Below are 13,851 nucleotides of genomic sequence, written 5' to 3' on the forward strand. Positions count from 1 at the left end.
TAACTTTATGCCAATTTATTTTTCAAAAACTGCGTAATCAGAAACCTTAAAACTAAAGTTTTTACCGTTGTTGAAATCTCTTTTCGTTCCATCAAAAATATTTTTAAAAGCTCCGGTTACATTTTCATCCTCAATGGTAAATTCTACGTTCTCTTTTGAAAAATTGAGCACCACTAAAACTTCATTCCACTTATTTTTTCTGATGTAAGCAAAAATTTTATTATTCGCAGAAGTATTTAAAAGATAGGTCACAACATTTGAATCACCACCTCTTAAAGCTGGGTTTGAAGATTTCAGATTCAACAAAGTTTTATAAAAATCAGCCATTTCGCAATGGTTCGTCCACTCAATTGGGTCTTTTTCAAAAAATTCTAATCGTTTCAGATTAGGAAGTTCCTGACCTGAATACAATAAAGGAATTCCGTTCCAGGTTGCTGAAAATATTGCCATTGGTTTGGTAATATCGCCGTACTTTTCGTATTCTGTTCCGTTCCAGGAATTTTCATCGTGATTACTTGTAAACCATGCTCTCATTGAAGAATCTCCGATTTGAGAATATTTCCTAAGCAAATCTATAAGTTCATGAATCGGTTGATTGTCTTTATAAAATTCGGCAGATTTGTGCATCCATTTCCAAGAATAACTTGCATCAAAAACTTTTCCGTATTCCGGACTTTCCAATTCATCAAACTCACCAATCCAGAAAAGAGGTTTTATTTTTTCTACTTCCGGTCTTGCTTCTTTCCAAAAATCAACAGTTACCCAAGAAGCCAAATCGCATCTGAATCCATCAATATCGGTTTCTTCAATCCAGAATTTCATTGCATCGATCATGGCTTTTCGCATATCCTTATTCTGATAATCAAGCTCAATAATATCATCCATTCCTGAAGCCATTTTGAAATCGCCATTTTCTTTCAGGTAAAATTCAGGATTTGTTTTCGTCCAAATATGATCCCAACCTGTGTGATTAGCCACCCAGTCGATAATTACTTTAAAACCTAAACGGTGCGCTTCATTCACCAAATGTTTGAAATCATCCATCGTTCCAAACTCTGGATTGATCGAAGTATAATCTGACGCGGCATAAGGACTTCCAAGACTTCCCTTCTTATTTTTTTGAGCAATCGGAGTAATCGGCATGAACCATAAAGTTTTAACGCCCATATTTTTCAGGCGCGGCATTTCTTTTTCAAACGCTCTGAAAGTGCCTTCTTTAGTATATTGTCTTACGTTAACTTCATATATATTGGTGGTGTGTTTCCATTCCTGAGGTAAATCCATATTCGTTTTCATTTTAAAAAATAAAGGAAACAGGTGCTGTTTCATACAATCAGTTTTTAACTGATTTCTTTGCAAAAATAAGAAATTGAGTTTTAAAATTTATTTGAAACAAAAAACCCTGAATTTTACTTCAGGGCTATATTTTAATTTCTATCTTTCGTTGTCATCGTCTTCATCATCGAAAACATCATCATTATAGTCATCTTCTTCATCATCATCGAAACTATCGTCATCTTCATCTGCAAAGTTATTGCTTCCACCTCCGAAATCATCATCAAAATTAAAATCGTCATCCATTAAAGGCATTGCCGATTTTTTATTTTTTGATCCTGCAGCGCTTTTATTTTTGCTTGGAGCTTTTAAAGGAGCATTTCCGAATCTGTATGCAGTAAGCGGATAATTCACACCTTTTGTTTCTTCTACTACTTCTACAAGTTCGCAGAAAAATTCCCAAAGATCAAGCAAACCATACTGGAACTGTGCTTTGTCTCCTGCTGACTCAAATGCTTCATCGATGTACACATCTGACATAATCTCGCCATCACCATCATCACTCATATCTTCAAGTGGAACGCTTTTTACAACAGTACCATCTTCTTCGAGAAGATTAAAAGTAGACAGCTCATCTCCACTAAGGTTGAATGCACTTTTAATTCCCAAATGTAAGTTCCAGAGTGTTTGTTTTCCTTTGATTTCTACATCTCGGAAAATGTCTTCTTTCGTATCTAATATTACACGGATTTTGTAAACCATATCAGTATTTCAATTACTTTTTGCCTTTATTTATTATGATAAATTCTTGATGCAAATATATAATAAATGAGATTTTACAAAAAATATTTAATAATTTTTTAGAAACTTTTTTTTTCTTACATTTCGCCAAAATCATTTACTTTTCTCGAGCATAAAACTGAATTTTGTGCCTTCAAGGTAAACGCTTTCTACCGTAATATTTTCGTTATGAGCCTCCAGAATGTGCTTTACAATGGCAAGTCCTAATCCGGAACCGCCCTGTCTTCGGCTTCGACTGGTCTCTACTCTATAAAATCTTTCAAAAATTCTTGGTAAAAGTTCGGCTTTTATTCCCATCCCATTATCAATCACTTCGATGAGTACTTTGTTTTTAAGAACACTTGTTTTCACCACTACTCTAGCCTCCTGTCTGTTGGCGTAATGAATAGCATTTGAAATTAAATTAATAAAAACCTGAGAAATCTTTTGTTTGTCTGCTTCTACAAAAATCTGGCTGTGTAAAGTCTGAAGCTGTAAAACGGTATTGTTTTTTTCAGCTTCTAAATCAAGCAAATCAAAAATTTCTTTTATCAGAATATTAACATCAAATTTTGAAACAGTAAGATTTATTTCTCCGGCTTCCAATCTATTGATCATATCGAGATCGTTGACGATAGCGATTAATCTTTCTACAGAAATCCCAATTCTTTCTAAATATTTATCACGAATCGTTAAGTTATCAACTCCACCGTCAACCAAAGTTTCTACATAACCTTGAATCGAAAAAAGTGGAGTTTTCAGCTCATGCGAAACATTTCCGATGTACTCTTTACGGTAGCTTTCCATTTCCTTCATCATATCCATCTCAGTGAGCTGTTGTTGATTGAAATCTGAAAATCTTTCGCCCAGCTCTTTCAGCGTAATATTATTCTGATCACTGTAAACAATTTCTTCCGGAAGAATTTTCGAAATTTTTCTGACCTGTTTTTTTGCGTAATAATTAAAAAGCAGTTCTAACACCACATAATTAATAATAAACATCAAAACGATGCACACAAAAAGACCAATCTTAAACTGAGAAGTATGGTAATAGATATCTTTCAGTGAATCGAAAATAATCACCAAAACAAACATCACCAATGTAAGCAGACATGATGAAACTAGGGTAAGTCTGTAAAATTTCAATTTTACAAAATTTTATAGGTTAAATGTAAAGTTAGGATTTTTTGAGCTAAACAATTAATTTATACCCAATACCTTTTAAAGTCTGAATCGTGTTGATTCCTAATTTTTCTCTCAGTCTACGGATATGTACATCAATTGTTCTTTCACCAACAATCACGTCATTCCCCCAAACTTTTTCAAGAATTTCTTCTCTTTTAAACACTTTTTCTGTGTTTGAAGCTAAAAGATAAAGCAAATCGAATTCTTTTTTAGGCAATAAAAACTGCTGCCCGCTTTTTGAAACTCTGAAGTTGTCTTTATCAATGATTAAATCACCTATTTCGATCAGTTTGGCATTATCAGAAACCTGAGAAGTCAGCTGAAGCAATGCATTTACTTTAGAAATAAGAATTTTCGGTTTAATTAGTTTTACAACATAATCGTTTGCTCCTGCCTGAAAGCCAGCCAACTGAGAAAACTCTTCACTTCTTGCAGAAAGAAAAACTATAAGCGTTTTTTGCAGCTCTTTTACTTTTCTAAGTTCCTGGCAAGTCTCGATACCGTCTTTTTCGGGCATCATTACATCTAATAATATTAAATCAGGAATAATTTCTTTAGCTTTATCTATACCTTCGTTACCATTTGTAGCGGTATAAATGTCGTAGCCTTCTTTTTCCAGATTGTAAGACAGAATCTCTAGAATATCGAGTTCATCGTCTATTAGAAGAATTTTCTTTTGGTTCATTTTCAATTTTTACGTTTCAAAGTTAATCAATTTTGAATGATGGATTAACACAATGGTTATCGTTCACATAAAGTTAACAATAATTTCCTTTTCGTAATGTTTAGTTAAGAAAAATTTAAATTTTACTAAACCATTTACACGAACAATCTTTTCTTCCTTTGCACCGAAAGTAATTAGTAAAAAAGAAATGAATTTTAGAAAACTGAGTATCGCTGCATTATTCCTTACCACATCTGGTACTTTAATGTACGCTCAAGAAAAAAATGACACCGTAAAGAACGAAAAAAAGATTGAGGGTGTTATTATTCAGGGAACAACAAAGAAGGGCAGCGAATCTAACATCATCACTGTACAGAGAAAATCTGTTGAAGTAATTGAACGTGTAGGTTCTGTACAGCTGGAAAAACAAGGTGTAGGTGACGTTTCTGTAGCCGTAACGAAAGCAACAGGATCGCAGAAACAAGAAGGTAGCGGACAAATTTTTATCCGTGGTCTTGGTGACCGTAACAACTCTACAACGATTAACGGACTTCAGGTTCCTTCAAACGATCCTTTATACAAAAACATCGATTTAAGTATCATCAAAACTGATATGATCGATTTTATTGGTCTGGAAAAAGTGTACAACCCAAGGCTTTGGGGTGATATGTCTGGAGCCAATGTTGACATTGTAACAAAAGTTTACACCGGAAAGCCTTATTTTAAAATTAATTTAGGGTCTTCTGTAAACTTTAATGCAGTACAAAAAAACAATTATTTCCTTCAGGACGGACCAAGCTATTTTGGCTTTGCTAAACTGGAACAGCCTTCTAAAAATGCAGTTGCAAATAGAGGATATGTTTTTAATACGTCTTGGAAAGATCAGGAAGTAAACAATCCTTTCAACTCTAACTTGAGCTTTGATTTCGGAACTAATTTCAAAGTTGGAAGCCAAGGAAAACTAAGTATTTTCGGATACGGAGGTTTTGATAACAGCTACGAATATTTTAACGGAATCACAGGAGGTACATATAGCGCACAGGACGATGCTCTTAGAATATATACTCAAGCAGAAGAATTTAAATATACTACCAATACAACTGGTTTAGTAAATATTAATTACAAAATTAATCCTAATCATAATATTAATCTATCATCAAATTATATCCATACTTCTGAGCAGAAATTAGGAAATTTCTCAGGATATAACAGAGATTATTATGATAATGATGTTAACCAGACAAGATACACAACTCAGCTGAGAAGAGCCACAACTCGTATTAACGATTTATTAGTAAACCAATTAAGAGGTGAGCATACATTATCTGAACCATTGAAAATATCTTGGAATATTGGTTATAACAGATTAGACAGCAGAAGACCAGACAGGCAACAGAATGTAACTGTTTTAGACAAACAACAAAACTATAGCTTCTTCGCAAGTAGTAATCCTGGAGCAAACAACAGATATTACGATCAGCTTTTGGAGAATGATTTTGTAGGTGATATTCATGCAGATTACAAATTGGGAGAAAGCGCAAAAATTACTTTAGGATATAGCGGAAGATATAAAGACAGTGATTTCAAAGCAACACAATATAACTTTAGAATTTTGCCGGTACAGGGAAGCTACTTTGTTGATCCTAAAAATTATGACACATTCTTTAATCTTGCTAATTATCAGTCGGGAGTTTTCTTTGATGTTGTAACTTTTAGAGGTGATGTGAAATATTCTCCGGAACAAGCATTAATTCCGCAAACATTTACTTCTGAAATGACTAATAATGCAGGTTATGTAAATGTAGATTACAAATTCAGCGATAAGTTTACAGCGCAGGTTGGAGTAAGATACGAAAATCTAATGCAAAAACTTAAATACAATACTGCAATTCAAGAAGGAAAACAGGACAGAGATTACAATAAAATCTTACCTGCTTTCAACTTAAAATATAGCTTAAATGATAAACATAATTTAAGATTAGCGGGATCTAAAACCTACACCTCACCATTGTTACTTGAAATTGCACCTTTCGAATATGAAGATATTGAAGAAAGTACATTGGGTAATCAATCAAACTACCTTGCAGACAACTATAATGTAGATTTAAAATGGGAATGGTTTCCAAGTAAAAATGAATTAGTGTCGTTATCTGCATTTGGAAAATATATCCAAAATCCTCTTGCAAGAGTAACCATTAATTCATCTTCCAACTCTACTTCTGTAATGAACGTAGGAGACACAGGAAGAGTATATGGAGTGGAAGCAGAAATCAGAAAAGACATTTACAGTACTGGTAATACAAGATTATATGCATTCTTGAACGGTACTTATTTAAATACTGAACAAGAACTTGACAACGACAAAGTTGCTAAAGAGAATTCAGGACCTGGACAATCAAATTACTCTACTAACTTCAATGTTACAAAAGATAAAATGCAGGGTGCTTCAGATTTCTTAGCTAATGCCAATATTGGTTTAGAACAGAAATGGGGTACCAAAAACTCGATGGATTTGGTTGTTTCATACTCTTATATTTCAGATAACATTTACTCTTTAGGTACACAAAACAGAGGAAATATGGTAGATAAGGCATTCAGTACTTTAGATGCCACTTTGAAATTTAAATTATCAAATGGAATGGGCTTCTCTTTCACTGGAAGAAACCTAATTAATCCTTATTTCACAAGAGTTCAAGACAATCTAATAACAGGAAATGAACTTGCATCAAAAAAATATAAAAGAGGAACAGCTGTAGGAGCAAGCATTTCTTACGAATTCTAAATAAAAAATAAATATAAAATATTGTAAAATGAAAAAGAACACTTTAAAATTATTAGCTGCTGCATTCATTATGTCGACAACAGCTGTAGTATTCCAATCTTGTAGTAATAATGATGACGAAGAAATCATCGCTTCGGGTATTGCTTCTGATCCTAACAACTTTAAAGGAGAAGTAAAGTCTGGTGAAACAGTAACTTTAGATCCAACAAAAGTTTATAAACTTACAGGTGCTGTTGCCGTAAAAGCTGGTGGTACATTAGTAATTCCTGCAGGAACAAGAATTGAAGCTTCAGGTGGTACTTCTGCTTATATTACAGTTGAGCAAGATGGTAAAATCTTCGCAAACGGTACAGCTTCTTCTCCAATCGTAATGACTTCACCAAACCCTACACCAGGAAGCTGGGGAGGTTTAGTAATCTGTGGTAAAGCTCCTATTAATAAAGGAACTACTGCAACTGCTGAAGTAGGTAATGCAACATATGGAGGAACTAATGTTTCTGATAATTCAGGAATCTTAAAATTCGTAAGAATTGAATATGCAGGTGCAATTTTTACAGGTGATAAAGAATTTAACGGTCTTTCTCTTTTCGGAGTTGGTAACGGAACTACAATTGATAACATTTCATTAATCAACGGATCTGATGATGGTATCGAGTTTTTTGGAGGAACAGTAAACGTATCAAATATCGTATCTGTTGCAAATGAAGATGATGCTTTCGACTGGACTGAAGGTTGGAATGGAACTGCAACAAACATTTATACAAAAAGAAGAGCAAACGGTGTTGGTAATAGAGGTATCGAAGCTGATAACAACTCTTTGGATAACAACGCAAATCCAAGATCTAACCCTACTATTAAAAATGCTACTTTTATCGGAGGTACAACAGGTGAAGCTGATGCATTAAAATTAAGAGTTGGTACTTATGGTACTTTTGATAACTTGGTATTATCTAACTGGACTACTGGTATCAATGTAGAGCATGATGCTTCTGTAGCTTATTTCAACGGTGGTAACAAGATTACTAACGTTAAATTTGATACAAATGTTGCTACTAAAGCTTCTGCTAAAAATACAGCAGGTGCAGCCGTAACAATCTTAGCAAACACTTATTCAGAAAATGCTTCTGCAACTGGTGCAGGAAATGGAATAAACACTCCAACTTGGGCTACAGGTTGGGCTGGATTGTAAGATATCTAAATTAATTATACAGAAGACCGTTCAAATTTTATTGAAAAAATTTGAACGGTCTATTTTAAAATCACCAAATCATTTAAAATTAATATCATGAAACTAAATTTATTATTTAGCAAAATAGCATTTGCTTTTATTTTAATCAGTCAATTTGTATTTTCTCAAGATTTTAGTACACAAGCCGATTTTTCTAATTTCAAAGTAAGCTACGTAGGTTCTGATCAATATATACATTATAACTATGATGTACAGGGGAAATACAGAGGTTATAATTTAGCAATGTACTATAATGTAGTATCAAACGATACGCGGATTTTCACTAATTCTGTTTTTGATGATTCTAATTATGATCCAATTTACTATCCTACATCAACGACTATTGATACTTGGAACTTAATATGGGATGATTTTTCTAAAGTAAAAAATGCTCTGAAATATATTTTGGTAATTAAAACTTGGCCTGTTTATAATAATGACGGTAGTATATTAATTCCAGAATTAACAAAAACGTTAGAATATGTTCGCCCAATCGAAACTCCAAACTTAACAATAACATCTGTTCAGGTTTATAGTAGCTTAAGTGGAGTTAAAATCTTTGATTCTAATACAAGTAGCAACGGAGGACCTCAATTGCAAAAAAATGCTAGTTATCAATTTAAAGTTATAGTAACTAAAACAGGTAATGCTGCTATAAATAATTTGAGATTTGATTTATGTCAATTTGATATACTACAGGGAAATTATCCGACCGTTCCTCCTAAAACCGTAAAAACTCAATATTTAAGTTTTGGGCAAGCTCAAAACAGTGCAGAGGTCACAACTGAAGCAACGATAGCAGATTTTGGTTCGAATAGTTTTATGGGAGTAGCTTTTCATTTAGATAAAGATAATACAATCGCAGAAACCAATGAAAATGATAATATAAAATTATTAGGAGCAGGTTATCATAGTAAAATGGCAAATATCGGTGATAAAATTGAAGTTAATGTTTATGACATGAACGGTAATTTGCTTAAAAAATTAAAAACCACTTCAGACGATACAGATTTTATGAATATTAAATCTCAATTAGGTTCAGGAAAATATATCTTAAGAACTAATGAGAAATCACGTCAGGTTTTAATAAAATAAACTTTTTTTTTCTTCATATGAAATGCAAAACCACGCCCGGAATTTATTTTCCGGGCGTGGTTATTTTTTGTACCAATTTGAATTTATTTTTAAAATATTTCTTAATTGTCATCAATCCGTCTCAATTAAAAATTCTTTGTTTTCTTTGCTAAGTGAAATCGAAGATTCGACGTAAGTCAAACGCCTTTGCGAACTTAAAAACAGTTAGTGGTTAAAAAAACTTGGCGAGCTTTGCGTTAAAATCAAATAATATAATTAATAATAGATAATCATAATATTTAATCTAAAATCAATTCATTACCGTTTGAATTGGGATAATAAACAGAAAAATGGTAATTTGGTCTTCTCATTCAAAATAGATTGATAAAAATCTCGTTGAAGAAGAGTAATCTGAGAATTATGAAGAAAAATCACTTAAAAATAATCATCGCTGCCTTTATTATTGGCTCGTCATTTACCATTCATTCGTGCGGTAAAGATGAAGATATAACTTCTGCAATTCCAGTTATTGGAATAGCTCAGGATCCTAATAATTTTAAAGGTGATATTACTAACGGACAAGTTGTAACACTTGATCCGATGAAGCTTTATAAACTCACCGGTATTGTTACGGTAAAAAATGGCGGAACTCTCGTTATTCCTGCCGGAACTAGAATTACTGCGACAGCAGGAGCTTCATCTTATGTTCTTGTAGAACAGGGTGGAAAATTTTATGCAAACGGAACTCCCGGTTCACCAGTTTTATTTACATCAACAACAGCCGAAGCAGGAAATTGGGGTGGAATAGTTATTTGTGGCAAAGCTCCGATCAATACAGGAAATACAAGTTCATCAGAAATCGGAAATTTAACTTACGGAGGTACCGATACTACCGATAATTCAGGATCACTGAATTATGTAAGAATTGAATACGCAGGTGCGGACTTTTCAGCCGGTAAAAAATTTAACGGACTTTCTCTTTTCGGGATTGGTAACGAGACCAGAGTAGAAAGCGTAGCACTTTTAAATAATGCAGACGACGGTATCGAAATTTATGGAGGAACGGTAAATGTTTCAAACATTGTTTCAATCGGAAATACCAATCATGCATTCAGTTATAAAGACGGATGGATTGGTAGTGCTACAAATATTTATACCAAAAGAAAAGCAGACGGCACAGGAAATAATGGAATTAAAGGTATTAATAATACTACAAATCCTACTGCTTCTCCTCAATCAAGCGCAACTATCAAAAACGTGACAGTAATCGGAGGAAATGACACAGGCGAAGCTAATGGTATACTGTTATCATCGGGAGCGCAAGCAACGATTGAAAATGCCGTGATTTCAAGTTGGAAAACAGGTATTAATTTACAAGGTGACGCAACCGTTACTTATTTTAACGGTCAAAGTAAAATAAAAGACATTCTATTTAATGCAACCAATGTTACGACTAAGATTTCAGCTACTTCAACAGCAGGTACATCTGTAACAATTTTAGACAACACCTATACCGAAAAACCTGATGCAACCGGAGCCGGAAACGGAATTTTAACACCAACTTGGGCAGTTGGTTGGTCCGGATTACAATAATTAAATTCAAAATCAATATTAAAATTCCTTAGAAATGTTTTCTGAGGAATTTTTGTTTAAACAATAACTTATATCATTTATAATTTTCCTTATACCAATTTGTCTCACAATCTGGGCAGCTCCGGAGGAGCAATACCTTTGTAGGATAGTAATAACCACAATTAGAACTCCGTAGGAGTTCAACCTTTTCCAATGATCATTCTTTGAATTGAGAAGGCGTCATTCCCGTTTGAGATTTAAAGAATTTTGAAAAACTTGCCTGATCATAAAATCCCAAATCAAAAACAATATCTTTCACCGATTTTTTTGAAACTTTCAGAAGACGCTTTGCTTCAAGTAAAATCCTGTCCTGAATAAGCGATGAAGCTGAAGAATTAATGCTTTTTTTACAGATAATATTTAAATAATTGGGCGAAATATTGAGCTTTTTAGCATAAAAAGAAACCGACCGTTCTTCTTTAAAATATTCATCAATAAGGTTTAAAAATTTTGAAAAAACAGGATTCGAATGGTATTGCTCATCATTTTTAAAAATAAATTCTACCGCTTCACTGATGAGTAATCCAATCATTTCGCTTCGCTTCTGAATCATTTCCCAAAAAACTGGTTCATCATTCAACAGTTTTTTGATGGTCTTAAATTCATAAGCCAGAAATTCAAAACTCGTATCTGAAAGATCTATTACGGGATGATTTTGGTAAAATAGTTGTGAAAACCTCAAAGCAGGAATTAAACTTTCAAACCAAGTTCTGCTGATCATCAACTGATATCCTACCGTTCCAGCTTCAATTTCCCATTGATGCACCTGATCGGGGAAAACAAGATGAATCTGACGATTTTTCACTTCATAATCTACAAAATCGATGGTGTGATTCCCTTTTGCTTTTTCAAAAATATTAATGATAAAAAAATCATGCTTGTGCGGATCATCGATAGAACGTTCTCCATAAAGCTCATTAAACAAGAGACGCGTTTCCAAAGAATGATCATCCTTGAAATCCTGAATACCTAAAACCGGAAAATGATCTGAACGACGGCTCACTCCGAATGATTTTTGCCTAAAATTAGTGAAATTTATGCAGGAAATCATTTTCAGAATATAAGTTGAGACAATTTATGATTCTAAAATTTTTACAATCTCTTTATAACCTAAAGATTTTGCGTGCTCCAAAGCGGTAATTCCTTCGTTATCGGCGATATCTTTTGCGCCTTTATCTTTAAGAATCTGAACAATTTGCTGATATTTTAAACTACCGTCACCTAAAATCACCGCTTCCATTAAAGCAGTCCATCCCAATCTGTTCACATGATTAATCGGAAAACCTTCCGTATTCGCCAAAACTTTTACCGTTTCTACATGACCTCTTTCACAGGCAGGAATTAAAGCCGTTCCATTGTATCTGTTAAAAACATCAAAACGAGCTCCGTTTTTCAGAAATAATTTTACCAATTCGGTCTGTCCGTTTGCACCCGCAAACAAAAACGGACTGTCCAATTGTTGATCCTGCAGATTAACATCCGCTTTATATTTGACAAGAAGTTTCGCAATTTTTATCTTTTTTCCTACGGCTGCAAGAAGCAGCAAGGATCTTCCTCTCGAATCTTTCGTATTCACATCGGCTCCGTTTTCCAAAGCCGTTCTTAATCCTTCTGCATTATTGCTCTTTACAAGCTCAATCACATTTTCACCATTAATCATAATTTCTTTTACAGGTTGAGAAAAGCTTTTTTCGCAAGCATTTACACTGATAAAACACAACAGAAAAAACAAAACTTTCATCGCCTGATTTTTATTTAATTAAAATACCACGTTCCCTCTATAAATAAGAGATTCTACGTTTGAAATTCTTGATATCGCTTCTGCAGAACAGCTTGCATTCAGCAAAACAAAATCGGCATCAGCACCTATTTTCGGCCATTGCTGAACACCTTTATCATCCAAAGGAGTTAGATTTGCCGTTGCTAATTTTAAACTTCTTGAAAGCAAAAATTCAGTCGACTGACCGTAAAGCTGAGCATACAGATTGGCTTTCTCTAAAACACTTCCGGTTCCGTACGTATTCCAATGATCGATGATACTGTCGTTTCCGGTATAAACGGTTACATTATGTTTTTGTAAAGTCGGGAGCGGCATGATCAAATTTCCGATAGGAATCGTTGAAGCAATTCCCACTTGAGCATTGCCTAATTTTTCGGCAATCTCTTCCTGTTTTATTTTATCTAATTTACCTAAAATAAAACAATGACTAAAAAATGTTTTTCCTTTTAGAGAAGGATTTTCATTCACTTTATCGATAAGGTATTCAACCGTTTTCAAACCTGATTCTCCGGTTTCATGCAAGTGAATATCAATTCCTTTTTGATGATCTAAAGCAAGTTGTACCGTAAAATCAATTGTTTTTTCAATCGCTCCGTCAATCGTGTAAGGATCTACTCCACCGATGAAATCGATATTCATCTGAGCTGCTTCTTTCAAATAAGGAACAGAATTTTTGTAAAAAACTCCGTGCTGCGGAAAGGCAACAATTTCAGCCCCGAAACTTTTCTTTTTATTATCTAAAGCTTTCTGTAAATTTTTCAAAGAATCGAGTTTGGAAGTAGGCTCAATATTCACATGACTTCTTGCAAAAGCAGTTCCTTTAGACTGAATCAATTCAATCATTTTTTCTGCTTTATAGGTAGAATTTTTCAGAATTTCCGGCATGATTTGTTCTTCCAAAGCAATCATTCCTTTTACTCCGCCTTTTCTTTTTCTTACAGCCTGCCATTTGTCGCCATAAAAAGTTTTATCAAGGTGAATGTGCATATCTTTAAAAGCCGGAAGCATCAAAAATCCTTTTGCATCCACTGCTGTTGCTTTAGGATTATTCGGAGCTATTTTTGTAATTTTCCCATTTTCTGTTTCCACCAAAAACAAATCTGTCTTTGTAGAAACCACTTCGCCTTCTTCGTATTCAAAACCGGTTTCAAGACGGACATTTTTAACAATTAATTTGCCATTTACTCCTAAAACTTTATCTTCAGAAAGCATTTTTGCACTCATCACTGTAGGCGTTAAAGTAATTCCAGCCATTGCTAAAGCAGAGCTTTTCAAAAAATCTTTTCGCGAAATATTATTAGACCTTTCCATATTCAATTTCTATGATACAAAATTAGTAAGAACTAAGGTCTTAGAATTGTATCATTTATCACATTGCTTGTATGAATTTTTTGATTTTCTTTTGTCTTGAAGCAAAAGAAGCCTCCATTAAAAATTAAAAAGAAGTGAAG

11 protein-coding genes are annotated in these 13,851 nt (G+C 33.7%); 4 read left to right on the forward strand and 7 right to left on the reverse strand.

Features of this window, described 5'->3' with window-relative positions:
- Positions 1-15: 15 nt before the first annotated feature.
- The 4 genes from BUR17_RS08515 to BUR17_RS08530 form a co-directional block, all read right to left on the reverse strand.
- Positions 16-1,296: an alpha-amylase family glycosyl hydrolase gene (locus BUR17_RS08515; protein WP_228418641.1), complete on the reverse strand. Its 1,281-nt coding sequence runs from the start codon at positions 1,294-1,296 to the stop codon at positions 16-18.
- 138 nt (positions 1,297-1,434) lie between these two features.
- Positions 1,435-2,037 (reverse strand): IS1096 element passenger TnpR family protein, encoded by a 603-nt coding sequence (locus BUR17_RS08520; protein ID WP_074229869.1) that lies wholly within the window; start codon positions 2,035-2,037, stop codon positions 1,435-1,437.
- Positions 2,038-2,169: 132 nt separating this feature from the next.
- Entirely contained in the window at positions 2,170-3,201 is a 1,032-nt protein-coding gene (locus BUR17_RS08525; protein ID WP_074229870.1) for a sensor histidine kinase, read from the reverse strand.
- Positions 3,202-3,247: 46 nt separating this feature from the next.
- A complete protein-coding gene (locus BUR17_RS08530; protein WP_074229871.1) occupies positions 3,248-3,925 on the reverse strand; it encodes a response regulator in 678 nt (225 codons plus the stop codon).
- A gap of 187 nt (positions 3,926-4,112) precedes the next feature.
- On the opposite strand from BUR17_RS08530, the gene BUR17_RS08535 reads away from it, so the two are divergent.
- The 4 genes from BUR17_RS08535 (at position 4,113) to BUR17_RS08550 (ending at position 10,581) form a co-directional block, all read left to right on the forward strand.
- Positions 4,113-6,686 (forward strand): TonB-dependent receptor domain-containing protein, encoded by a 2,574-nt coding sequence (locus BUR17_RS08535; protein WP_074229872.1) that lies wholly within the window; start codon positions 4,113-4,115, stop codon positions 6,684-6,686.
- A gap of 28 nt (positions 6,687-6,714) precedes the next feature.
- Entirely contained in the window at positions 6,715-7,875 is a 1,161-nt protein-coding gene (locus BUR17_RS08540) for a hypothetical protein (RefSeq protein WP_074229873.1), read from the forward strand.
- Between the two features lie 96 nt (positions 7,876-7,971).
- Positions 7,972-9,009, forward strand: a complete 1,038-nt coding sequence (locus BUR17_RS08545) for a hypothetical protein (protein ID WP_074229874.1) — start codon at positions 7,972-7,974, stop codon at positions 9,007-9,009.
- A gap of 399 nt (positions 9,010-9,408) precedes the next feature.
- Positions 9,409-10,581 (forward strand): hypothetical protein, encoded by a 1,173-nt coding sequence (locus BUR17_RS08550; protein WP_074229875.1) that lies wholly within the window; start codon positions 9,409-9,411, stop codon positions 10,579-10,581.
- Between the two features lie 196 nt (positions 10,582-10,777).
- Here BUR17_RS08550 and BUR17_RS08555 read toward each other — a convergent pair whose 3' ends face one another.
- Genes BUR17_RS08555 through BUR17_RS08565 form a run of 3 tightly spaced genes read right to left on the reverse strand, consistent with a single transcriptional unit; the run spans position 10,778 to position 13,711 of the window.
- On the reverse strand, positions 10,778-11,671 hold the full coding sequence (locus tag BUR17_RS08555) for a helix-turn-helix domain-containing protein (RefSeq protein ID WP_084550474.1): 894 nt from the start codon (positions 11,669-11,671) through the stop codon (positions 10,778-10,780).
- A 24-nt stretch (positions 11,672-11,695) separates the two neighbouring features.
- Positions 11,696-12,361 (reverse strand): ankyrin repeat domain-containing protein, encoded by a 666-nt coding sequence (locus tag BUR17_RS08560; protein WP_074229877.1) that lies wholly within the window; start codon positions 12,359-12,361, stop codon positions 11,696-11,698.
- A gap of 18 nt (positions 12,362-12,379) precedes the next feature.
- Positions 12,380-13,711, reverse strand: a complete 1,332-nt coding sequence (locus BUR17_RS08565) for an amidohydrolase (protein WP_074229878.1) — start codon at positions 13,709-13,711, stop codon at positions 12,380-12,382.
- Between the last annotated feature and the right edge of the window lie 140 nt (positions 13,712-13,851).

The sequence above is a fragment of the Chryseobacterium scophthalmum genome (genome assembly GCF_900143185.1).
GTDB classification, from domain to species: domain Bacteria; phylum Bacteroidota; class Bacteroidia; order Flavobacteriales; family Weeksellaceae; genus Chryseobacterium; species Chryseobacterium scophthalmum.